Origin of the sequence: Kribbella sp. NBC_00709, from assembly GCF_036226565.1 — a bacterium.
GTDB lineage: Bacteria > Actinomycetota > Actinomycetes > Propionibacteriales > Kribbellaceae > Kribbella.
Genome location: NZ_CP108996.1, coordinates 7,876,217 through 7,898,504 on the forward strand (window position 1 = coordinate 7,876,217; position 22,288 = coordinate 7,898,504).

The 22,288-nt window shown below is 69.8% G+C and carries 18 protein-coding genes; 6 read left to right on the forward strand and 12 right to left on the reverse strand.

Annotated elements, in window-relative coordinates:
- Window positions 1–26: 26 nt before the first annotated feature.
- Window positions 27–1,991, forward strand: a complete 1,965-nt coding sequence (locus OHA18_RS38430; protein WP_329000306.1) for a hypothetical protein — start codon at window positions 27–29, stop codon at window positions 1,989–1,991.
- Window positions 1,991–3,106, forward strand: a complete 1,116-nt coding sequence (locus OHA18_RS38435; RefSeq protein WP_329000307.1) for a S1C family serine protease — start codon at window positions 1,991–1,993, stop codon at window positions 3,104–3,106. Before OHA18_RS38430 ends, OHA18_RS38435 begins: the two co-directional genes overlap by 1 nt.
- Here OHA18_RS38435 and glsA read toward each other — a convergent pair.
- The 9 genes from glsA to OHA18_RS38480 form a co-directional block, all read right to left on the reverse strand.
- Window positions 3,103–4,089, reverse strand: coding sequence for a glutaminase A (glsA, locus tag OHA18_RS38440; protein WP_329000308.1), 987 nt, complete (start codon window positions 4,087–4,089; stop codon window positions 3,103–3,105). The genes OHA18_RS38435 and glsA overlap by 4 nt on opposite strands.
- Before the next feature lies 1 nt (window position 4,090).
- Complete coding sequence (locus tag OHA18_RS38445) at window positions 4,091–5,881, reverse strand: SLC13 family permease (protein WP_329000309.1); 1,791 nt, start codon at window positions 5,879–5,881, stop codon at window positions 4,091–4,093.
- 18 nt (window positions 5,882–5,899) lie between these two features.
- Window positions 5,900–7,570 carry an AbgT family transporter gene (locus OHA18_RS38450; protein WP_329000310.1) on the reverse strand — a complete coding sequence of 557 codons (1,671 nt, stop codon included), beginning with the start codon at window positions 7,568–7,570 and terminating at the stop codon, window positions 5,900–5,902.
- The gene (locus OHA18_RS38455) at window positions 7,567–9,090 is read right to left on the reverse strand and encodes a leucyl aminopeptidase family protein (RefSeq protein ID WP_329000311.1); all 1,524 of its coding nucleotides are present in this window, start codon (window positions 9,088–9,090) and stop codon (window positions 7,567–7,569) included. Before OHA18_RS38455 ends, OHA18_RS38450 begins: the two co-directional genes overlap by 4 nt.
- Window positions 9,091–9,135: 45 nt before the next feature.
- Window positions 9,136–9,618 carry a DUF1269 domain-containing protein gene (locus OHA18_RS38460; protein WP_329000312.1) on the reverse strand — a complete coding sequence of 161 codons (483 nt, stop codon included), beginning with the start codon at window positions 9,616–9,618 and terminating at the stop codon, window positions 9,136–9,138.
- Between the two features lie 87 nt (window positions 9,619–9,705).
- Window positions 9,706–10,659 carry an RDD family protein gene (locus tag OHA18_RS38465; protein WP_329000313.1) on the reverse strand — a complete coding sequence of 318 codons (954 nt, stop codon included), beginning with the start codon at window positions 10,657–10,659 and terminating at the stop codon, window positions 9,706–9,708.
- 56 nt (window positions 10,660–10,715) lie between these two features.
- Window positions 10,716–13,370, reverse strand: coding sequence for a LuxR C-terminal-related transcriptional regulator (locus OHA18_RS38470; protein ID WP_329000314.1), 2,655 nt, complete (start codon window positions 13,368–13,370; stop codon window positions 10,716–10,718).
- A 138-nt stretch (window positions 13,371–13,508) separates the two neighbouring features.
- Window positions 13,509–14,318: a cytochrome bc1 complex diheme cytochrome c subunit gene (qcrC, locus tag OHA18_RS38475; RefSeq protein ID WP_329000315.1), complete on the reverse strand. Its 810-nt coding sequence runs from the start codon at window positions 14,316–14,318 to the stop codon at window positions 13,509–13,511.
- A gap of 55 nt (window positions 14,319–14,373) precedes the next feature.
- A complete protein-coding gene (locus tag OHA18_RS38480) occupies window positions 14,374–14,871 on the reverse strand; it encodes a hypothetical protein (RefSeq protein WP_329000316.1) in 498 nt (165 codons plus the stop codon).
- Window positions 14,872–14,951: 80 nt separating this feature from the next.
- Between OHA18_RS38480 and OHA18_RS38485 the strand changes: the two genes are divergently transcribed.
- From OHA18_RS38485 to OHA18_RS38495, 3 genes are read left to right on the forward strand one after another with little or no spacing between them, the layout of a single operon-like run.
- Window positions 14,952–15,758: an alpha/beta fold hydrolase gene (locus tag OHA18_RS38485; RefSeq protein ID WP_329000317.1), complete on the forward strand. Its 807-nt coding sequence runs from the start codon at window positions 14,952–14,954 to the stop codon at window positions 15,756–15,758.
- 9 nt (window positions 15,759–15,767) lie between these two features.
- Window positions 15,768–16,601 carry a helix-turn-helix domain-containing protein gene (locus tag OHA18_RS38490; RefSeq protein WP_329000318.1) on the forward strand — a complete coding sequence of 278 codons (834 nt, stop codon included), beginning with the start codon at window positions 15,768–15,770 and terminating at the stop codon, window positions 16,599–16,601.
- A gap of 26 nt (window positions 16,602–16,627) precedes the next feature.
- The gene (locus tag OHA18_RS38495) at window positions 16,628–18,193 is read left to right on the forward strand and encodes a DUF4139 domain-containing protein (protein WP_329000319.1); all 1,566 of its coding nucleotides are present in this window, start codon (window positions 16,628–16,630) and stop codon (window positions 18,191–18,193) included.
- A 4-nt stretch (window positions 18,194–18,197) separates the two neighbouring features.
- Here the strand turns inward: OHA18_RS38495 and OHA18_RS38500 are convergent, their stop codons facing one another.
- Together OHA18_RS38500 and OHA18_RS38505 are read right to left on the reverse strand one after the other, a co-directional pair.
- Window positions 18,198–19,757, reverse strand: coding sequence for a multicopper oxidase family protein (locus tag OHA18_RS38500; RefSeq protein ID WP_329000320.1), 1,560 nt, complete (start codon window positions 19,755–19,757; stop codon window positions 18,198–18,200).
- The gene (locus OHA18_RS38505; RefSeq protein WP_329000321.1) at window positions 19,750–20,130 is read right to left on the reverse strand and encodes a hypothetical protein; all 381 of its coding nucleotides are present in this window, start codon (window positions 20,128–20,130) and stop codon (window positions 19,750–19,752) included. Before OHA18_RS38505 ends, OHA18_RS38500 begins: the two co-directional genes overlap by 8 nt.
- Before the next feature lie 102 nt (window positions 20,131–20,232).
- On the opposite strand from OHA18_RS38505, the gene OHA18_RS38510 reads away from it, so the two are divergent.
- Complete coding sequence (locus tag OHA18_RS38510; protein ID WP_329000322.1) at window positions 20,233–21,156, forward strand: LysR family transcriptional regulator; 924 nt, start codon at window positions 20,233–20,235, stop codon at window positions 21,154–21,156.
- Here the strand turns inward: OHA18_RS38510 and OHA18_RS38515 are convergent.
- Window positions 21,106–22,281, reverse strand: coding sequence for a PucR family transcriptional regulator (locus OHA18_RS38515; protein ID WP_329000323.1), 1,176 nt, complete (start codon window positions 22,279–22,281; stop codon window positions 21,106–21,108). The two genes, OHA18_RS38510 and OHA18_RS38515, sit on opposite strands and share 51 nt — an antisense overlap.
- Between the last annotated feature and the right edge of the window lie 7 nt (window positions 22,282–22,288).

Genomic DNA, 22,288 nt, shown 5'->3' on the forward strand with positions numbered 1-22,288 from the left:
GAACTGTGGACGCACACCCTGTTCGCATGACGGTGCGCAGGACGCTCGTGTTCGCCCTGGCCTGTGTGCTGTTCACAGGGCTGTTCTCCGCGCTGTCCCAGTCCCAGCCCGCCGCGGCTGCGGAGTCGCCGGACGACGTCGCGGCGCAGACGCTCGCCGACCGCTACTCCCCCGTCGTCCGGCTGCAGAAGCTCGGTACGAGGTGCGACAGCGGCGAGCAGTTCCAGCCGACCGACGTGAACGCCGTACTCGGTGATCAGCAGGTCGCTCTCCGCGGTCCGTGGCGCCCGCCCGACCTGGTCAGGACCCAGCCGGAGGGCACGGACCTCGGCCGCGGCTACCCGGGTCACTTCCTCGACTTCCCCGGCGATCCGTTGCGGCCGGGCTGCGACTATGCCGAGTGGTCCGCGCGCATCAACAGCACGCATCCGGCGACCGTCTACGCGCACGTCGTCGCGGACCCGGCGTACCCCGGGCAACTGTCCTTGGAGTACTGGTTCTTCTACATCTTCAACGACTACAACAACACCCACGAAGGCGACTGGGAATCCGTCCAGCTCGTCTTCGACGCTCCGACCCCGGCGGCGGCGCTGACAACGAACCCGACGGCGATCGGCTTCAGCCAGCACGGCGGCGCGGAGCGGGCGCGGTGGGGCGACAGCAAGTTGGAGATCGTCGACGGCACGCATCCGGTCGTCTATCCCGCGGCCGGTTCGCACGCCAACAAGTACGGTCAGCGCCTGTACCTCGGTCGCGGCTCGGAGGGTCTCGGCTGTGACGACACGACCCGGCCGGCGACCGAGCTCCGACCGGATGTCGCCTACGTGCCGATGGACCGCGCGGACTACCTCAAGCAGTATCCCTGGCTCGCGTTCGAGGGCCGGTGGGGCGAGCGGCAGCGGTCGTTCTTCGACGGACCGACCGGACCCAACCAGAAGACGTCCTGGCTGCATCCGATCCAGGATGCGGAGGCGACCTGGCGGGACGACAGCACGACCGTCCCGGCGGGGAAGGTGCTCGGACCGAGCGGCACCGGCGTCTTCTGTACGGCGGTCGGCACCGGATCGAACCTGCTCCGCGAGACCCTCGACCGGATCTGGTTGCTCGGTCTGCTGCTCGCCGCGCTCGTCGTACTGATCTGGTTCGCCGCCAGCCGGACCCGCTGGAGCGACGCAGCGCCCCTACCGGCCCGCAGGCGGCGCGCCTGGGGCCAGAGCGTCGTGTCCGCACTCCGGCTGTTCCGGCAGCGCCCCGGCCTGTTCGGTGGATTCGCCGCCGCGTTCGTCGTACTGGGACTGGCCACCCTCCTCCTGGCCGACCTGCAGGCCGCCCGGCGTGATTCGCCCACCGATCTGGGCGCACCGACCGAGAACGCGACCGGCTTGTGGGCCTCCATCCTCGCCCTCGCCATCACGGTCCTCACCGCGGCGACGTACGTCGCACTCCTGGCCGCTGTCACGTCGACGCTCGACCGGCTGGATCGGGACGTCCCGGTGACAGCCGCGTTCACCTGGCATGACGTGCGCTCCCGCGCCCGTCCCCTGGCCGCGGTGGCGGTGCGGTACTTCGTGATCATCGCCGTACTGACGATCATCGTCGCGACGATCCCGCTGGCCATCTACTACGCGGCCGGCCGGGCGTTCGCGATCCCGGCCGTGATGGCCGAGCAGGTCTCCGCGAGTACGGCGCTGAAACGCAGCCGGCTGCTGGTGAAAGGGCGATGGTGGCGAACCGCCGGGCCGCTGGCGATCATCGTCGGGCTCGGACTGTCGGTCGGACCGATCGCCGGGATCATCCTGCTGCTCGCAACGGACCTGCGGCCGACGCTGATCAACGTGGTGTCGTCGCTACTCTTCGCGCTGGCCATGCCGCTGGTCGCAGCCGCCGTCGTCTACCTGTACTTCGACCGCTCCACCACCCAGGCAGAGTCGCCTGGATCAGGTGACCTCCCCGAGCCGGACCGTACCTATTCTCGGCAAGGGAGGCCGTGATGTCCCAGGTTGATGGACCGCAACAGCCCGTGACCACGCGCGGCCCGGGCCGTCTGCTGATCATCGCCGTCGCGGAGGGCGTGATCGTCGCCGCCCTCGTGGCCACGCTGATCATCGTCAGCATCCGCCGCAGCGGCGACACCGCGAGCGCGTCACCGGCCGGCAGTCAATCCGGTACGGCGATGTGTGCGGCGATCCCGGTCGCGAACCAGGTGCTGCCCTCGATCGTGACGATCTCGGCCAGCAGCGGCGCCCAGGCGGGCACCGGCTCGGGGCAGGTGTTCCGGGACGGCGGCTACATCCTCACCAACGACCACGTCATCTCCCCGGCTGTCCCGGGCGGCGCCATCTCGGTCCAGTACAGCGACGGCCACAGCTCCGACGCGACCATCGTCGGGCGTGATCCCAGTACCGACCTCGCCGTACTGAAGGCCGCCGACGAGGCGAAGGGCTATCCCGTGATCGGGCTCGGCTCGTCGGCCGGTCTCCAGGTCGGCCAGCCTGTCGTCGCACTCGGCGCTCCGCTCGGCCTCGCGAGCACGGTCACGTCGGGGATCGTCAGCGCACTCGACCGGTACGTGCCGGTGCCGGGCGACACCGTGACGCACCACCTGATCGGCGCCATCCAGACCGACGCGGCCATCAACCCCGGCAACAGCGGCGGCGCCCTGGTCGACTGCGCCGGGAAGCTCGTCGGCGTGAATGCGGCGATCGCCACCGTCCCGAACGCCTCCGGGGTCAGCGGGGGCGGCAGCGTCGGGCTCGGTTTCGCGATCCCCATCGATCTGGCGAATCCCATCGCCGACGAGCTGATCCGGACCGGGAAGCCAGGACACCCGACGACGGGGCTGCAGGTCCAGGAGATCCCGCCGGCCCTCGCCCAGGCGTCGGGCGCACCGAGCGGCCTCTTCGTCCTCGCAGCGACCGGGCCGGGCGCCGCGGCCGGTTTGAAGGCCGGGGACGTGATCACCAAGGTCGACGGTCAGCCGGCGGTCAGCAGCGAGCAGATCGTGGTCGCGACGCTGACCCGCAAGGTCGGTGACACCGTCGAGGTGACCTACGTACGAGCCGGCGCATCGGCCGCCACCGCGACCCTCACCCTCGCCGCACCCTAGGAGGCCGGCGGGACCGGTTGGGAGGCGAGCAGGTCGAGGCCTAGCTGGCGGGCCAGGAACTGTGCGGCGAGTTGCCCCTGCACGCTGTTGCCCGCCTGGTCCAGCCGAGGCCCGAACGTTCCGAGCGCGCCCTTGCCGGGCGAGACCGTGACGATGCCACCGCCGATCCCACTCTTCCCCGGTACGCCGACATCGAGCAACCAGTCGCCCGAGGTCTCGTACAGACCGGCGATAGCCATCACCACGAGCGTCACCCGAGCGACATCCGCGTCCACCACGCGCTCCTGCGTCACCGGACACACGCCACCGTCGGCGAGCGTCGCACCCATCACCGCGAGATCGGTCGCGCCAACGCTCAAACAGCTCTGCCTGGTGTAGAGCTCGGTCGCCTCCGCGGGATCACCCGCCAGGCCACCGACACTCTTCAGCAGCGCGGCCAGCGCACGGTTGCGATGGTTCGTCGCCAACGCCGACTCCAGCACCTCCGGGTCCAACTCGAGCGCACGGCCCGCGAACCGGGACAGACCGTCGACGATGAATCGCCAGCGATGCTCCAGGGAACTCCCCGGCGTCAAACTGGTCGTCGCGATCGCGCCCGGATTCACCATCGGGTTGGTCCGCCCCGCCGGCGACTGTTCGACCGCCTGCACGGAGTTGAACGGCAGACCGGTCGCGTTGACCCCGACCAGCTCACGGATCGCCTCGACGCCCACCGCCTGACACATCAGCGCGAACACGAACGGCTTCGCAACGCTCATGATCGTGAACGGCCGACGTGCGTCACCCGCCTCGAACAGCCGCCCGTTGGTCGCAACGACACACACCCCGAACGTGTCCGGATCAACCCGGGCCAGGGCCGGATACACCTCCGACACGGCCCCTTCGGTGACTCCGCGGTACAGCTCGTACGTCACCCGGACCAGATCGGCGACCGTCGATCGGTCGGGCAGACCGCCGGTCGAGACGTACCTGCCGGCGGACACCTCAGAACGACCAGACGAGCGGGACGATGATGATTGCTGTTAGCAACCACCACGCCATCACGACCAGGCCGAGTTTCCAGTAGTCCCCGAACCGGTAGCCGGCCGGGCTCATGATCATCATGTTCGCGGGCGTGGAGATCGGGGTCAGCAGCGAGGCCGCACCGGCGACGGCGATCAGCATCAGCACCGGCTTCACCGACGTACCGGTGCCCTCGGCCGCCGCGACCGCGATCGGCGCCACGATCAGCACTGTCGCGGTATTGCTGACCATCTGCCCGAGCGCGGCGGTCAGCAGGAAGAGGGCCAGCAGCAACAGGTACGGCCGGCCAGACCCGACCGCGTCGATGATCAGGTCGGCGATCCGGTCCGCGCCGCCACTGGACTGGATCGCGCCCGACAACGGGATCAAGGCGCCGATCAGTACGACGATCTGCCAGGAGATCGCACGGTACGCCTGCTGCGGACCGACCACCTTCGTCAGCACCATCGCCGTCGCCGCCAGCAGACCGGCCATCGCCGGCGGTACCGCGCCGGTCGCGAGCAGCACGACCATCGCGGCGAGGATCGCGACGGCGATCGACGCCTTCGGGCCCCACGGCACCGCCTGCCGCCGGACCAGCTCCGGCGAGTCGACCAGCAGGATGTCCCGGTCGCGGCTCAGCTCGTCGAGGGTGTCCCACGGACCGTGCACGAGGATGGCGTCCCCCTCGGCCAGCTGGGTGTGCCGATTGCCACGGTCCTTGCCCATCCGCTGGACGGCGATGATCACCAGGTCGTGCCCGCGATGCATCCCCGGGAACACCGTCTCGCCGACGAGTCCCGACCGCGGCGGGATCACCGCTTCGACCACGCCGGACTCGCGGGTCAGCAGGTCGTCGACCGGCGCCATGCTGACCGCGAGCATCAGGTCGGTGGTCAGCACGCCGACCTGCTCCGACGGCCCGGTCACCACGAGCACGTCGCCGACGTCGATGGCCGCATCCGTGCGGTTGTTGCCCTGCCCGTCCTGCACGCCGACGATCGCGACCCCGGGGTACGGCGTGAGGTCGATGTCGCGCACGCTCTGCCCGAGGGACGGCGAGAGATCGCGCACCTGCAACCGGTAGAAGCCGTCCCGCAGGGCGTAGTGAACGTCGAGCGTGTCCGCATGCACGGCGAGATCGGCGGCCGGGTGCGTGGGCCGGGCGGCCGGCAGCAGCTTGGGACCGAGGAGGACCGAGATCGCGATCGTGCCGATGACCAGCGGCACCCCGACGACCGCGAAGGCGAAGAACGGGAACGGGCCGGCGCCGGCATCGCTCGCGGCCTCCGAGACGATGATGTTCACCGGCGTCCCGGTCAGCATCAGCAGCGAGCCGGCGCTACCCGCGAAGGTGAGCGGCATCAGCATCCGCGACGGCGGTTCCGAGATCCGGATCGCGAGCATGACCACCAACGGAAGCAGGGCCGCGACGGCCCCGTTCAGGGTGATCAGGGCCGACAACACCGCGCACAACGCCGTCACGGCGATCAGCAGCCGGCTTCGCGTGGTTCCGGCGTACCGGACGATGGCCTGGCCGGCCCACGCGGTCACACCCGTCGAGTCGACGCCCTCGCTCACCACGAACAGCGTGGCGATGAAGATCACCACCGGGTCACCGAAGCCCGCGAGGACGTCGGTGAAGCCCAGCACGCCCGTCACCCACAAGGCCAGGGCGACGAGCACCGCGACGACGTCGACGGGCAGCCGGTTCCACACGAACAGCACTACGGCCAGCCCGAGGATGATCAGGCTGAGGGTCCCGTCATCCATGGTTGATCCCTAACGGGCCTAGCCGAGGTGGACCGGTGCGCCCGGGCCCCACGGAATCCCGATCAGGTACCACGCGATGTAGAACAGCGTCCAGGCCACCAGCACGATGCCGGTGTACGGCAGCATCATCGACACCACGGTGCCCATACCGGCCTTCTTCCGGTACTTCTGGCAGACCAGCACGATGAACGGCAGATACACCATCAGCGGCGTGATCACGTTCGCCGGACCGTCGCCGACCCGGTACGCCGCGATCACGGTCTGCGGCGCGATGCCGAGCCGGTAGAACAGCGGGATGAAGATCGGCGCCAGGATCGCCCACTTCGGGATCACGCCCGGCATGATCAGGTCGATGATGAAGACCAGCAGGATGAAGCCGATCAGCAGCGGCAACGCCCCGATGTCCGCGCGCTCGAGCAGGTCGGCCAGGCCGGTCGCGGCCAGCGTCGACATGTTCGTGTAGTTGAAGTAGGCAATGAACTGCGCGATCAGCAGCATCAGGAAGATCAGTCCGCCGAGCCCGTTGAACGTCTTCACGATCGCGTTGATCACGTTCGTACTGCCGGTCAGCGACTTCGCGCCCTTGCCGTAGCCGAGCCCCGCAGCCAGGAACAGCATCGAGATGATGAACAGCAGGCTGCTCATGAACGGCGACGACCCGAAGATCTCGCCGGTGTCCGGGTTGCGCAGCGGGGCGTTGGGGATGAACGTCAGCGCCGACACGATCGCGACCGCGACCAGCAGGTAGTAGACCGACCAGCGCAGTCCGCGCGACTCCAGCTGCATCTCCTCCTCGCTGGGCTGGTGGTCGACGGGCGCGTCGGACGGCGCCTCGGCCGGGTCGTACTTGCCGAGTCGCGGCTCGAGGAGCCGCTCGGTGATGAACGTCATCACCGCGGCGCAGAACAGGGTCGCGGCGATGCTGAAGTAGAAGTTGTGGGTGACGTTCAGGTGTACGTCGGGGGAAACCAGCTTGATCGTCTCGTTGGTGACCTCGGTGATGATGCCGTCGGCCGGAGTGATCAGCACGTTGACGAAGAACGCCGCGCTGACCCCGGCGTACGCCGCCGCGATGCCCGCCAGCGGATGTCGCCCGAGGGAGGCGAACGCGGCCGCGCCGAGCGGTATCAGGACCAGATAACCCGCATCTGACGCGACGCTCGAGATGCCGCCGAGCAGCACGATGATGAACGTGATCGCCCCCTTGGGCGCGACCTTCACCATCTTCCGGATCAACGCGGCGATCAGCCCCGCCTCCTCGGCGACGCCGACCCCGATCATCGCGACCAGGATCACCGCGACCACGCCGAAGTCGTTGAAGTTCTGCACCGCCGTGGTGAAGATGAACCGGATGCCGTCGCCGGTCAGCAGGCTCTCGGCGGTGATCGTCTCGTGCTTGATCGTGTAGTCCGGGATCGCCGGCGCCGGTGGGGCATCGTTGCCGGCGACACTGGAGCCGCCCTCGTATTCGGGTGCGACCTGCACCGTGGCCGGCTCGGCGACCTCGGTGGTCACGCTGGTGCCGGCCCAGGACAGGATCTGGGACAGCACGATGACGATGACGATCAGGGCCAGGAAGATCAGCGCCGGGTGCGGGACCTTGTTGCCGACCCGCTCGATACCGTCGAGGACCTTCTGCATCCCGCCCTTCTTGACCGGCTGGTCCTCCGGGACCGCCTTCGCGTTCATGCCGCACCGTCCGTCGGCCGGGCGAACTCGAGCGCGAACTCGATCAGCAGCTTGGTGCCGAAGCCGGTCGCGCCCTTGTTCCGCCACGTCCGCGGCGCCGGCAGTTGCGCCGTACCCGCGATGTCGACGTGGGCCCAGGGCTTGCCGTCGACGAACTCCTCGAGGAACAGCGCGGCGGTGATCGAGCCGGCGTTGATCCCGCCCATGTTCGTCATGTCGGCGATCGTCGATTCGAGCTGGGACCGGTACGACCGGTGCAGCGGCAACTCCCAGACGGGCTCGTCCACCGAGTCGCCGGCCCGTCGCAGTTGCTCCACTACAGCTGGGTTGTTGCCCATCACGCCCGCGATCTCGACGCCGAACGTGCGCAGGCAGGCGCCGGTCAGCGTCGCGATGTCGACGATCGCGTCGACCGGCTCCTCGGTCGCCAGCGCCAGCGCGTCGGCCATCACGAGACGTCCTTCCGCGTCGGTGTTGAGGACCTCGACCGTGGTGCCGTTGCGCATCGTCAGCACGTCGCCGAGCTTCATCGCCGACCCGGACGGCATGTTGTCGGTACACATCAGGTAGCCGGTCACGGCCGCCGTACAGCCGAGGTCGCGCAGGGCCGTCATCGAGGCGAGTACGGTCGCCGCGCCCGTCATGTCGTTCTTCATCTGTGCGTGCGACTCGTCGCTCGGCTTCAGGCTGATGCCACCGGAGTCGTACATGATTCCCTTGCCGATCAACGCGATCCGGCCGGTCGGATCGGCGGGCTGGTAACGCAGCCGGATCATCCGGGGCGGCTCCACGCTGCCCCGGTTCACGCCGAGCAGGCCACCGCAGCCCATCGCGATCAGCTGGTCCTTGTCGAAGATCTCGACCTCGAGGCCCGCCGCCGTACCGACCTCGACGGCGACCTCAGCCATCCGGACCGCGGACAGCGTCGTCGCAGGGCAGTTCGCCAGGTCGCGGCCCAGACTGCAGGCCGCCGCGACGACCCGGCCGCGTTCGGCACCGGTCTCGGCCGCCGCGGTGTCCTCCTCGGACGCCACGATCAGCAGGGATTCCAGCGTCGGCTGTTCGGCGTCGCGGCCGACGAAGTAGCGCCAGCGCGCCAGCAGGACCCCTTCGGTCACGGCCTGCGCGAAGTCGGCGACCGTGAGGCCGAAGTCCGCCGAGTCTCCGGCCGCCACCTCGATCGCGAGCTTGCGGTGCCACGGCACGGCCCGGGCGAACTCGGCGGCCAGATCGCGGACCAGCGTGGCGTCGGTCTCGCCGCGGTCGCCGATCCCGACCGCGACGCGGACGGGACCATCGGCACGCGGCAGAACCAGCGTCTGACCGCGCTGACCGGTGAAGCCGGCGGACTCCAGTCCGGCCAGGTCGGTGCCCAGTTCCTCCGGGGGCTCGACCCCGGCCGCCACCGGTACGGCGAGCGCGTCCGCTTCGTCCGCGGCCTGCTTGAGCGGAACGACGGCGACCCGGACCTGGTACCGGGTCGAAGGAATCGGATCGAAGTCGCGTGCGATCGTGTTCACCAAACCTCCTCAGTACCTTCGGTCACTGGGCGGGATCAGGGCGGGTCAGCTCTGCAGAGCCTGGACGAGCTCGTCCTCGCGCTCCTTGGTCAGGTTGGTCTGGATGATCGTCGGGCTGAACGGCTTGAGTGCGTCGACGACACGATCGACGGTCGCGGACCGAGCCAGCAGGAACACCGCGGCGTGGCCTTCCTGCAACTCCTGGCCGACGTGCTTGATCAGGTCGTCGTTGATGCCGATGTCGGTGAGCTTGCCGGAGAGTGCACCGGAGGCCGCGCCGACAGCGAAGCCGGCGAGCGGGTTCAGGAAGATGAGTCCGATCATCGTGCCCCACAACGCGCCGCTCGCGGCGCCCGCGCCGGTCAGGTTGATGGTCTGCTGGATCCGGACCTTGCCCTTGGCGTCCTTGTAGGCGTACGCCGCGTCCTCGCGCTGCAACAACTGCTGTTTCGCCAGATCCTCGGTCAGCTGGATCACACGCTCCGCGTCTTCGCGGCTGTCCAGACCGAGCACCACCAGATGGGTCATGCGAACTCCTCGATGGCAGGCGCGCGACGCGGTGGCCGCGCTGGACGCCTCATCCCATCAAGCGGGCCCGCCCCCGGCCTCCTCCGATTAGGGTGAACCGCCGTTCTCCTGCCGGGCGAGGAACGCCGACAACGGGCCGGGCAGCTCCGCGGGCCGCTCGCCCCAGTCGTAGACCACGGTGGTGCCGGCGATCAGGTCGTGCAGCGCCCGATGCTCGCGCTGGAAGATGATCGGGACGAACCCCAGCCCGGCCGGTACGACGCTGAGCGGGAAGCCCACCACCCAGCGCAGCGCCTGCCCGGGGTGGATCGTGCCGCCGTCGGAGCGCACGACACGGAGGCCGACGACTCCCTGGCCGGGTGTGCGGCCCGCAACCGCGAGGAAGCCGAACGCGTAGCAGAACGCGAGCACCCCGAGCGCGATCGTTGCCGGAAGCGCATGTCGTACCGACAGGCCCCAGAAGGACGTGGTCAGCAGGTTCACGCCGGCCAGGCCGATCGTGAAAGTCGTTGCGATGATCAACAGATCCAGTGCGGTGGCGGTCGCTCTGCTCCACGCGCCGGCGTACTGTCCGGTGACGGTTCGAGATCGTGGCTCGGGTTCCCTGCGCAGCATGCGGGTGACGCCACGGTTGAGTACGGCGTCCAGTCCGGCGAGCTGTCTGCGGCCCAGATCGACGACCGATCCCGCCAGCCGGGTCTGGCTCTCGACGACGACCTCGGGCAGACCGGACCGCCGTACCAGGCTCTCGATGTCGATCCGCGCGACCAGAAGATCCAGGTCGACCCGCTCGAGCAATCGTTCGACGTCGACGCGGTCCATCAACCGCTCGACGTCGATCCGGTCGATCAGCCCTTCGAGGTCGATGCGGTCGATCAGGCGGTCGACGTCGATGCGGTCCAGCACCCGGTTGACGTCCATCCGGTCGAGGAGGGCGTCCAGGTCGACGTGCGACAGCACCAGGTCCGGTTGAACGGTTTCGACGACCCGGCTGGTGACCTTGCCGGCGAGCCGCCCCAGGACTCCGTTCGGACCCGCCATCGCTCCTCCTCGTTGCCCTCGTCGCGCAGCTCACCCGCTCCAGGTGATCCGGGACACTAGAGCAGACCGACGGTCCGGGCGGTCCGCAGCGCGGCGGATCGCTTGTCGACGCCGAGCTTGCGGTACAGCGAGATCAGATGTGTCTTGACGGTGTTCTCGGTGATGAAGAGTGCCTGGGCAACCTCCGCGTACGAGCTGCCGAGCGCCAACTGGTCGAGCACCTCGGCCTCTCGGGCGGTCAGCCGGATCCGGGCGCCGTTCACCACTGCGTCGAGCCGGCGTGGTGGCGGCATGTGCGCGTCCGGCCGCGTCCGCGCCAGCGGGGTCATCCCACCGGCCTGGCTCCAGCCCGCCTGGTAGTCGGTCAGCTTCTCGAGCGCGACCGCCGCGAACGGATGCGGATTCGGACCGGTGACGTGTCGGCGCAGCCGGTCCAGGAACGCGGGTTCGTCGCCGGCCGAGGTGAGCACGTGCAGCATGCGTTGCGGCGTGACGCGGTTCAGGGTGTCGACGAGCGCGGCTTCGGCGGCCGGATCGTCGCCGGTCCGGTCCAGCAGTACGGTGCGGAACGAGGCGGCGGCCGAGGCCAGCGGTGGGTAGATGTCCGGCCGGTCGAGCCCGGCGTCGAGCAGCTTCAGCGCCGCCTGCAGGTCCTCCTGGACCATCGAGGTCATGGCCCGGACCAGGTCGGCCTCGATCGCGTTGCCGGTGCGTTCCAGCACCAGCAGCTGCGTGTCGACCGTGGACTTGTCGCCGAGCAAGGTCGCCAGCCAGGACCGCAGCAACGCCAGATCCCGGGACAGGTACGACGGCAACGGACCCGCCGCCACGGGGTCGCTGGTGAGCTCGGTCAACGCCTCCCCGAGACGACCTCGCTCGACCAGGAGCACCGTTCGCAACATCGCGCGCAGTCCCACGACCACGGTGTCGGACCCGGCCACATCGGCAGCGACGACCTGTTCCAGGTGCTGCCCCGCCCTGTCCAGCTCCAGCTCGCTCACCGCTGCGAATCCCAGCACGACCTGGGCGCGGACGGCGTACTCCGGCGGAAGTCCGGCTCCCCCCACGTCGAGAGCGGCCTGCGCAGATTGCGCCGCGTTCTGGACCTGGCCGCGCGCGTGCTGGACGACGGCCCGATGCGCGAGGCCGCCGGCGATGAGCTGACGATGGCCCGCCATCCGGGCGGTCACGAGGGCCTCGTCCAGATGGCTGAGCGCCGCATCGAGCTCGTCGGCCCAGGTCTCCGCGGCCGCGAGTTCGATCAGCAGCCAGGCCAACCGCTCCGGACCGAGTACGGCGCGCGGCGTACCGCTGCCGTCCTCGGGCGCCAGCGTCAGCAGCGACCTCGCCCGGTCGATCGCCACGTGCACGTCCTGCCACCCGTAGCGGGACTCCCACAACCGCAGCAGTACAGCGTCCGCAGCGAGCGCATCGTCCTCCGGTCGAACCGGTGCCGCCGCGGCCACAATCTCGTCGGCCGAGGCGGCATCCTGAACGGCGCCGGCGACGTCACCGGTCAGCCGTCGCAGCAGGCCTCGGACCCCGAACAGGTGCGGATGCTCGTCGACGTACCCAGCGGGGAGCGCGTCGAAGGCGGCCTCGACCAGCTCGGCCTGACCTGCTGCAAGGAGCGCCGGCCCGTGCCCGAGGACGATCCGCTCGACCAGCTCCGGATCGTCGGCGCCCAACGCGCTACGCAAGGCGGTCTCGCTGTCCCCGCGGCTCTCGTAGTACAGGGCAGAGCGGTGGTGGGCGGTGACGACCAGCTGGCGGTCCTCGGCGCTGGTCGCGATCCGCCGCCGAAGCAGCTCGACCAGCAACGGGTGGTACCGGTAGTGCGGGTTGCTCGCCGTGCCGTCGGCATACGCCGTCACCAGCAGACCGCTGCCGGCGAGGTCCTCCAGCATCGAGCCCGCCTCGGCGTCACCACTCAGCACGGCGGCGAGTTGCCCGGTCAGCGACGAGGCGCCGAAGGTACTCAGCAGCATCGCCAGGACCTGCGGGTCGAGAGTGTTCAGCGTCTCGCCGAGCAGCAGGTCGAGCACGGGCCGCTGGTTGGCCAGGGGCCACACGACGTCACCGGAGGCCTGCAGCGTTCGAGCGGCGAGTACGAGCGCAGCGGCCCAGCCGGCCGTCTTCTCCTGGACCAGCGTGATGTCGTCCGCGGTCGCATGCTCGGCGTGCGCCTGCACGAGCTCGGTCGCCTCGGCGTCGTTGAAGCGCAGATCGCGCGAACGCAGCGTCAAGGCCATCCCCCGGAGCTCGAGCTCGGACACCGGAACCGGCAGGTCGTACCGGGTCGCGAGCAGCAGGCGGACCGTGTGCGGCGACTGCTGCAGAACGCGCGCCAGCGCGGTGACGGTTGAGGCAGGCAACAAGTGCGCATCGTCGACGACGATCGGGTCGAGCATCAGCGACGCCTCGGCGCCGTCCACCTGCTCGAGGAATCCCTGCAGCGAGCCGGGAGTCTGACCGGAGACCCAGACCACCGGCTGCCCCGAGCGCTGCCGGCGCGTCACCCAGTCCGAGAGCAGCACCGTCTTCCCGGTGCCGGCCGGTGCGATCACCATGGTCAGCGGCGACCGGACGCCCAGGTCGAGCGCTGAATGCAGCCGCTCGCGGATGACCAGCGTGAGCGGCGGCCGTGGCGTTTTGCCGTCCGCCGACTGCCAGAACGCGTCACGCTCTCGATCGAGCCCTTGGCTCGTCACGCGCGTCACCCCTCCCCGGGCGGGCGTGCTCTGTGGCTGGACTGGTCCCCACTCTGTGTGCATGCTTCGGGAATCGAGACTAACCGGTTCGACCCGATTGCGGCAGGGTTCGGCGACCGAAGACCTCTCGTGTCCTGGTCAGCGGCGGCGGATCCGGGGCACCTTGGCCCCGATCCAGACGGCGACCACGACGAGCAGACCGATGCCGACGAGCCAGCCCCACAGGCCCTCGGAGACCGGTCCGAGCCGCCCGAGCCCAAATCCGCCCGGGTCGTCCGCCTGCTGGAGGGCAACGATGTAGGCGATGATCGCGCGCTTGTCCTCGGGGAGCAGGACGGCGTCGGAGAACACCGGCATCTGTTGTGGGCCGGTGAGCATCGCCTGGTACATGTTCCGCGGCGTCGTACCCATCAGGGACGGCGCGTAGCGACCGTTCGGGAGCGCTCCGCCGCGGCCGGCGAAGTTGTGGCACGCCGTGCAGTTGGTCCGGAACAGCTCGCCGCCGCGGACGAGCTCCGCCTGGGTCACCTTGCTGACGTCGTACTCGTCCGTCGCCGGGATGGCGGGACCTGGGGCGAGCGAGGCGACGTACGCCGCCAGCTCCGCGATCTCCTGCTCGGTGTACACCGGCGGCTTCTGGGGGATCTGCGCGTTGGTCTGGGCGGCCGGCATCCGTCCGGTGCTGACCTGGAAGTCGACCGCGGCCGCGCCGACACCGATCAGCGAAGGCCCGGCGACCCGGCCTGCGCCGTTGGTACCGCCCTCGGCGTGCATGCCGTGACAGCTCGAGCAGCCGACCGCGAACAGCCGCCGCCCGGCGTCGATCTGGTCGGACTGGGGCCCATCGGCACCCGCCGCGCCGTTCGGCACCAGGACGGCGTACGCCAAGCCGACCGTGACCAGCGCAGCGCCGATCACCAGTGTCTTCGCGAACCTCCGTCGACGCACCGAACCAGCAGACCGTGGCCGCGCCCCGGCTGTGATCCCCCGATTCGGGTGAACTTCAGCGGGAGTCACGCTTGGCCTGCCGGCGTGCTCCCATCGCCCGGGTCGACGCGTCCTTCTTCAGCCCGCCGGTCGTCTTGGTTGCCCGCGGCCTGCTGACCGCCGCGGACTTGGGCTGGTCGCTCCCACCAGTCGCCGGTGCCGCGGCCTTGGCTGCGCGCGCCGCTTCGAGCCGCTCGGTGCGCAACTGCATCGATGCGCGGTTGGCGGCCGAGGCGACTTCACGACTGACCTTCGCCAGCACCGACTCGAACAGCTCGGCCTTGTCGCGGTCGCGCTGGTTCCTGGGATACGACATGCCGCGACCGCCGACGTCGGCAACCGCCGCGCTCGCACCGCGCCGGTAGTTCTTCACGTACTTCGTGCGAGCGCGCCGGATCCGCTGATGCAGGTCCAGCAGTTCGTCCTCGTCCAGGCCCTTCAACGCGTCGCGCTCGGTCTCCGCCACCAGCAGACGCTCGGCATCCGTCAACGAGTTCAGCAAGCCTTGGTTCATCAGAGTCTCCTTAGCTGCTTTTCGAGACTACGGACATTTGTACAAGACCGACAACCTGCCGGACGCGCATTGTGATCGATATGAGTGAGAACGACCTGCAGCAGTCGCACGGGGTGCACGTGGTCCACACCGGCTCCCGGCAAGCGGCCCCGGTGCTGCTCATCCACGGCTCCGGGGCATCCGGCGCGTGCTGGGCGCCGATGATCCCGGCCTTGGCCCGCGGGCATCACGTCGTCACGATCGACCTGCCCGGATTGGGGCATTCGGCACCGGTGACGTCGTACGACATCCCCGCGCAGGCGGCCCGGGTGGCGGCGATGATCGACGCTCTCGACGTGGGGCCGCTCGTCGTGGTCGGGCATTCGAGCGGCGGGTACGTCGCCACCTCGCTCGCGGAGCAGCGCCCCGAACTGGTGAAGGCGATGGCTCTGATCAGCACCGGTCCCAGGCTCGAGGCGCTCCTCCCCCAGCGACCGCTCATCCGCGCCCTGTCCGGTCCGCCCCTCGGCCGCCTCATCTGGGCGCTGCGTTCGGACAAGCTCATTCGCAAGGGGATCAACGCGACGTGCGCCCGGCAGGTGGACATCCCGGTCGAGCTGGTCGCCGATCTCCGGGGGCTGCCGTACCGCGACTTCGTCGACGTACTGCGCTGCAACGGCGAATACATCACCGAGTGCAGCGTCCCCGAGCGGCTCGCCAAGCTCGACGTACCGCTCTTGGTCGTCTTCGGCACCGCGGACCCCCGGTGGGATCCGGCATCAGCCCAGGAGTACGCCGTGGTGCCCGGCGTACGCATCGAGATGCTGCCTGGAATCGGCCACATCGCGCCGCTGGAAGCACCTGAGGAGACCGCAAAGCTCGTCCTGGAGTTCGCAGAACGGGCCTAGCATCGGTCCATGCGCTCGACCATGGCGCCACCTGATTGGGCTCGGGTGGATATCGCCGTACCACGCTCCGCGGGGCTGCTGCCCGGCGTGAGCATGGCCGGGTTCCGGCACCGGGTGCCTGCGTTCGTGGAGATCGCCATGGTCGCGCATCCGGCAGTGACTCTGATCGTCGATCTCAGCGAGGACGACGGCATCGTGTACGACGCGCACGGCCGGACCGAGACGGGCAGTGCATTCATCGGGCTTCTCCCCCACGACGTGCGTGCGGCGGGCCGGCTGGGCGAGTGTCTGCAGGTCCGGCTGTCTCCGGTCGTGGCGGCCAGGGCGTTCGGCGCATCGCCGCAGCTGACCGGGACAGTGGCGTCGTTCGCGGACGTGTGGGGCCGGGGCGCAGGCCGCTTCGAGGACAGGCTGCGTGCCACGGCGTCGTGGGACGAGCGCTTCGCCATCGTGGTGGATGTCCTCGGCCGGCGCCTGAATGCGTCCGTCGATGCAGAGGTCGCGCACAGCTGGCAGCGGACGTTCGCCAGCGGCGGGCGAGTGCGCGTCGACGGTCTCGCGAGCGAGGTCGGCTGGAGCCGCAAACGCCTGTGGGCGCGCTTCCGGTCCCAGCTCGGCATCACCCCCAAACGAGCCGCTCAACTCGTCCGCTTCGACCACGCCGCCCACCTCCTGGCGTCGGGGCGATCGGTCGCCACCGTGGCGGCCGAGAGCGGGTACGTCGATCAGTCCCACCTGCACCGCGAAGTCACCGCGTTCGCAGGCGCAACGCCGGCCGCTGTCGCCGCCGCTCCGTGGCTGGCGATCGACGACATCGCCTGGCCTGTCACGCCCGGGAAGTAGTCCCGGGCGGCGGCTACTGTCGGGACATGGACCAACTCGTGGTGGATGCGCCGATCGTTGCTGTCACTGTCTATCCGGGCCGGGCGCGAGTGACCCGCCGCGGACAGATCACTGTGCCCGCCGGGGACCAGACGGTGTACGTCGAACCGCTGCCGCTGTCGCTGGAGGAGGACTCGGTGCGCGTCGCCGGACGTGGACCCGCGACCGTGCTCGGCGTGGACCTGGCGATCGCGCATCATCCACAAGCGCCGGACGAGACGGTCGCGGGTTTGGAGCAGGCACGACTCGATGCGCAGGACGAGGTCGCGCAGCTCGCCGACGCGGACGATGTCCAGGCGCAGCTCGACACGTTCCTCGCCCAGCTGGCTCGGCGCGCCGGCAACAGCTTCGCGCGCACGCTGGCGTCCGGCGAAGCAGGTGCCGAGCTGGGCGGGTTCACCGAGTCGCTCACCGACCGGCTCTCCGCCGTACGGGCGACGCGACGTGAGCTCGCCGCACGACGCCGCGAAGCCGAGAACCGGCTCGCCGCCGCGGACCGTCGGCTGGCTGCGATCACGCAGCAGCGCACTCCCGACCGGCGCACCGCTGCGATCGCGCTGGCGCTGGAGACCGAGGCGGAGGTGGAGATCGAGCTCTCGTACGTCGTGCCGGCGGCCAACTGGATCAGCTCGTACGACGTGCGTCTGACCGGCGACCGCCTCACGCTGAACTGGTACGGCCTGATCACCCAGCACACCGGCGAGGACTGGCCGGAGTGCGACCTGACCCTGTCGACGGCTCGGCCCACCGTCACCGCGAAGGTCCCCGAGCTCGACCCGTGGTACCTCGACCGCTCCCACCCGCCGATGCCGATCGCGCCCGGTGCCGCTGTCCCGCTCGGTCTGCAAGTAGCCGGCCGTCCACTGAGCCGCGACAGGGCCGAGATGGCCCCAGCGCCGGCGTTCGCTGCTGTCGAGGCGACCGTCGAGCAGGGCATGACCGCCGCGAGCTACACCCCGCCGCGGCCCGTCGCCGTACCCGCCGACGGAGCGACCCATCGCGCGACGATCGCCGCGATCGACCTCGACGCCGAGCTGGACTACATCACCGCACCGGTCCGCTCCACCGACGTACACCTGCGTGCCACGGTGGTGAACTCGTCCGCGCACACGCTCCCCGCCGGCAAGGCCTCCGTCTTCCACGAGGCGGAGTACGTCGGCGCCGCCGCGTTGCCGCTGTGGGCGCCCGGTGAGGATGTCGAGCTCGCGCTCGGACTGGACGACCGCATCCGCGTCGAACGCAAGCTGGTACGCCGGGAAGCGAGCAAGGCGACGCTCGGATCGACCCGCCGGCGCCAGGTCGAGTACGAGACCAAGATCGAGAACCACACCCCGCGCAACGCCCGGATCACCGTCCTCGATCAGCTCCCGGTGTCCCGCGACCACGAGATCACCGTGAAGCCGCTCAGCGCCGAACCGGAGCCGGCCGAAACCACCGACCTCGGCGTCGTCACCTGGAAGCTCGACCTGGCCGCCGGCCAGGAGACCACCGTCAAACTTGCCTTCCGCGTCGACTCCGGCAAGTCCGTCGACCTCACCGGCTGGCGCGAGTAGCTGCTCAAGTGATTTCGAGGTTGGCCATCATGCCCATGTCCTCGTGCTCGGCGTTGTGGCAGTGGAACAGGTACCGCCCGCGGTAGCCGTCGAAGCGGGTGATGATCTCGGCCGACTCGCCGGGCCGCAGCGACACGGTGTCCTTGAGACCCGCGTCCTGCGGCAGCGGCGGGCGGCCGCCCCGCGACAGCACCCGGAAACCGACCAGATGCAGGTGGACGGGATGGTGTACGTCGGCCACCAGCCGCCAGATCTCCACGTCCCCGAGCCGCGTGGTGACATCGGTACGCTCCGGGGCGAACGGCTTGCCGCCGATCAGCCAGCCGTGCCCGTCGCCCATCTGCCCCGCCCGGAACGAGAAGTCCCGCACCCGCACAGCCTCGGACCGCTGCCACTGCGGCAGGTCCGACGACAGTACGCCGGGAATCCGGCTGCCGTCAGCCGCCTTCCGTACGACGTGGAACGCCAGCACGTCCCGTGTCCGCCCGGACCCCAGCCGATTCACGACCCGCACCCGGCTCCCCACCGGGACACGGGCGAAGTCGACGATCACGTCGTACCGCTCGGCCGGTGCGATCGGCAGGTTCCGATGGGTGACCGGGGTGTGGAGCAGGCCCTGGTCGGCGCCGATCTGGACGAGGTCGAGGCGGCGTCCGTCGTCGAGCACAGCTTCGAGGTCGTAGTGCCTGGCGTTCGACGCATTCAGGATGCGAAGCCGGTACCGCGCCGCGTCGACCTCGTGCACCGGCCACGGGGCTCCGTTCACCAGGATCACGTCTCCGAGGACGCCGGCGACGTACGGTTCGCGGACGCCCGGCTGCTTGCGCAACGTCGGGTCGAGCGCCGGGTACGCGAATGATCCGTCGGCGGCGAACGCGCGGTCCGTGATCATCAGCGGCAGCTCGCGCGGACCGGCCGGGAGTCCGAGCGACTCCTCCGCGTCGTCGCGGACGACATGCAGGCCGGCGAGTCCGCGCCAGATCGCCGGCGCGGTGAAGTCCATCCGGTGATCGTGGTACCAGAGCAACGTCGGCCGCTGGTCGAGCGGGAACGTGTACTCCCGCGTCACCTCTGTCGTCATCGCCTGCGGATCGTGCATGTGGTGATCCTCGGGCCAGCCCGCGGGAAGGACGAGGTCGGTCGGATACCCGTCGAACGCAGCGGGCGTCCGGCCGCCGTGCAGGTGCACGACGGTCGGCACCGGCAACTCGTTGCGGTGGGCAACCGTGATCGAGCGGCCCCGCCGCGACTCGATCGTCGGCCCCGGAAACGTCCCGCCGTACGTCCACAACCCGGTCCGCACACCGGGCAGGATCTCCGCCGTCACCTCCCGCTGGACGACCTCGTACCGATCGAAGCCGTCCGCGGTGCTGACCGGCGCCAGTACAGGCGGAATCGGCAACGGCACCTGGTAGGCCGGCGGCAACGGTACGGCGCTGCGCAACTCGGCCCCGGTCAGCGCCGGGCGGCGCGACAACGCGCCCGCGGTCGACAAACCGCCGGCTGCGACCACGCCGAGCGCTCCCCCGATGCCCAGCACCTGGCGCCGGCTCAACTCACGCATGCCCGGCCTCCCGACGTACCAGCGGCTGTCGCCAGATGGCGATGAACAACACCACCACCGCGGCCACCGTCAACACCCCCAACGGAATGTGCAGCCACAGAGCGCCGTCCATCCCGGCGAAGTACTGCACGGTCTCGCCCGCGACCACCGCGAGCGAAGCGACGAACGGCCAGACCTGACGCAGCCGCACCCAGACGACGACCGCCGCGATCACCTGCAGATAGCCGACCGACGTCGCGACATCCGCACCGGCCGCATGCAGTCGCAGTCCGTCGAAGTCACCACTCAGGTAGACGCCGGCGAACACCGGCTGGCCGAAGATCGCCACCAGGTGCGCGCTGACCACGCCCCGCAGCACCCATCCGCTGACCATCGGGCACCTCCTCACTCACGTTCTCGATCAGCTGCGACACTATGATTCGAGAGTTATGAGCGTCCAAGACCAATATCGCTATCTCGTTATGATCGAAGAGGCATGATGGATCTGACCATGCTCCGGCAGTTCGTCGTGGTCGCCCGGCTGGAGCACCTCAGCCGCGCGGCCGACGAGCTCCGCATCGCCCAGCCGTCGTTGAGCCGCACCATCGCCCGTCTCGAGCACGAGCTCGGTACGCCGTTGTTCGACCGCGCCGCCCGCCTGCGACTGAACCCGGCCGGCGTCCTCTTCCGCGGGTACGCCGAACGCGCACTCGGCGAGCTCGACGCCGGTCGACGAGCCGTCGCGGAGGCGACCGAGCAGGGATCGGGCACCGTGCGGCTGGCCGCTGAGAACTTCCTCGCCCTCACCGAACCGCTGGCCGGCTTCAAACGCGACCATCCCACCATCGAGATCGAGCTGCGGCAGCTGCCGGCCGAGGACATGGCCCGCCGGCTGCGGGCCCAGGACATCGACCTGTGCGTCGCCTCCCAGCCGGTGCCGAGCGCCGGCCTGGAATCCGTTGTCCTGCTGGACGAAGCCGTCCATGTGGTCACACCACTGGACCATCGGCTGGCGGACCGGACCTCGGTGCGCATCGAGGACCTGGCCGACGAGCCGTTCGTCACCTCCCGAAGGGGCCATTGGCAACGACGTCTCCTCGATCGGCTCTTCGCCGAGCACGGCCTGACGCCGAGGATCGTCTGTGAGAGCGACGAGGCCGGAGCCATCCAGGAGCTGATCCGCGCCGGCCTCGGCATCGGCTTCAACCCCGACATCGCCCGCCGCTCGGCCCCCGGTTACCCGGTCGCGTGGATCGCCGTCGACCACCCCGACTGCCGACGCACACTGTCGTTGCTCTGGAGCGCCGGCAATCGCCCGGCTACCGCCGCCCAACTGATGCGCACCGCCATCGCCAGCTGGAACTGGAAGTCAGAGGGCGGTGCGGGCGGCCTCGAGGGCGAGAAGGAGTTCGGCCACTGAGCGCGGGTCGTTGAGCGAACGGCCGGTGCGTTCCTCGATGCGGTGCAGGCGGTGCCGGACCGTGTTCGGGTGGCAGTAGAGGAATTCGCCGGTCTCGGTGGCCGAGCCGTTGTGGGTCGACCAGGCGGCCAGCGTCTCGAGCAGAACCTCGCGATCGTCGGACGGGAGATCGTCGAGCCCGCCGAGCACGTTGCGGACGAAGTACTGCATGACATCCGGGGCCGCGACCGCCGCTATCGTCAGCGGCGAGTCCTCGAACAACGTCACCGCCGAGGCCGCCGTCGACCCCGCCAGCGCGACGCGGGCGAACCGTACGGCCTGCCCGGTCGCGTCCAGTTCGTCGTACGGCGGGCTCACGCCGACCCGGCCGGTGGCCGACTTGCGCAGGAAGTCCGCGAGTACGGCGAGACGCCCCGGCGGCACGCACACGACGCCGATCTGCAGCTCGGGCAGCAGCCGCCAGGCCGACGCCAGTCCCGTCGATCGCAACCGCTCCTCCGCCCCGGGCAACGCCTGCCGACCGACCTCGGGCACCTCCGCGGCCACGACCACGAACGGTCCCTTGAAAGGCAGCCGCAGCAACTCCGCAGCCTCCCACACCGTCCCACCGCCAGGCATCCGGCCTTCGAGTAATGCCTCGACCAGCGCGGAGCGCTGCTGATCCTGCTCGAGCAGCCGGCGCGACTGGATGTCGCGGTACGCGTCCGTCATCGCGTCGGTGTACGACGACTGCATCTGCCACAACCGGCTCGACGCCACCACCAGGACCTGATCGGTGATCCGCGCCGCCGCCGCCTCGGCGAGCACCACGTCCCACAGGTAGCGGGTCCCCACCCGGTACGCCGCCATCACGTCCGCCAGCGGAGCGCCCTGCTCAGCCCGCAGACGACCGGTCTCGCGCGCCGACACCGGGTCGGAGCCGTCCCCGACCAGCGACTCGATCATGAACTCGAAGTTCGCCCCGCACGACGCGCGCAACGCGTCCGGCGGAACCAGCCCGCCGGTGCGGTAGAACTCGACCTCGGTCTCGATCCGGGACGCCATCGCCTCGATCAACTCGGCGGCGCGTGCCCGCAGCCGGTCGATCAGGTCCTCGATCTCCGGTCCGTCGGTGCGCGCGGTCATCTTCGGA

Coding starts and splice junctions, on each gene's coding strand:
- OHA18_RS38430 (WP_329000306.1), top strand. CDS start 27: ATGACGGTGCGCAGGACGCTCGTGTTCGCCCTGGCCTGTGTGCTGTTC.
- OHA18_RS38460 (WP_329000312.1), bottom strand. CDS start 9,618: ATGACCCATCTGGTGGTGCTCGGTCTGGACAGCCGCGAAGACGCGGAG.
- OHA18_RS38445 (WP_329000309.1), bottom strand. CDS start 5,881: ATGGATGACGGGACCCTCAGCCTGATCATCCTCGGGCTGGCCGTAGTG.
- OHA18_RS38500 (WP_329000320.1), bottom strand. CDS start 19,757: ATGCGTGAGTTGAGCCGGCGCCAGGTGCTGGGCATCGGGGGAGCGCTC.
- OHA18_RS38505 (WP_329000321.1), bottom strand. CDS start 20,130: ATGGTCAGCGGATGGGTGCTGCGGGGCGTGGTCAGCGCGCACCTGGTG.
- OHA18_RS38450 (WP_329000310.1), bottom strand. CDS start 7,570: ATGAACGCGAAGGCGGTCCCGGAGGACCAGCCGGTCAAGAAGGGCGGG.
- OHA18_RS38495 (WP_329000319.1), top strand. CDS start 16,628: ATGGACCAACTCGTGGTGGATGCGCCGATCGTTGCTGTCACTGTCTAT.
- OHA18_RS38490 (WP_329000318.1), top strand. CDS start 15,768: ATGCGCTCGACCATGGCGCCACCTGATTGGGCTCGGGTGGATATCGCC.
- OHA18_RS38480 (WP_329000316.1), bottom strand. CDS start 14,871: ATGAACCAAGGCTTGCTGAACTCGTTGACGGATGCCGAGCGTCTGCTG.
- OHA18_RS38465 (WP_329000313.1), bottom strand. CDS start 10,659: ATGGCGGGTCCGAACGGAGTCCTGGGGCGGCTCGCCGGCAAGGTCACC.
- OHA18_RS38510 (WP_329000322.1), top strand. CDS start 20,233: ATGATGGATCTGACCATGCTCCGGCAGTTCGTCGTGGTCGCCCGGCTG.
- OHA18_RS38435 (WP_329000307.1), top strand. CDS start 1,991: ATGTCCCAGGTTGATGGACCGCAACAGCCCGTGACCACGCGCGGCCCG.
- OHA18_RS38515 (WP_329000323.1), bottom strand. CDS start 22,281: ATGACCGCGCGCACCGACGGACCGGAGATCGAGGACCTGATCGACCGG.
- OHA18_RS38485 (WP_329000317.1), top strand. CDS start 14,952: ATGAGTGAGAACGACCTGCAGCAGTCGCACGGGGTGCACGTGGTCCAC.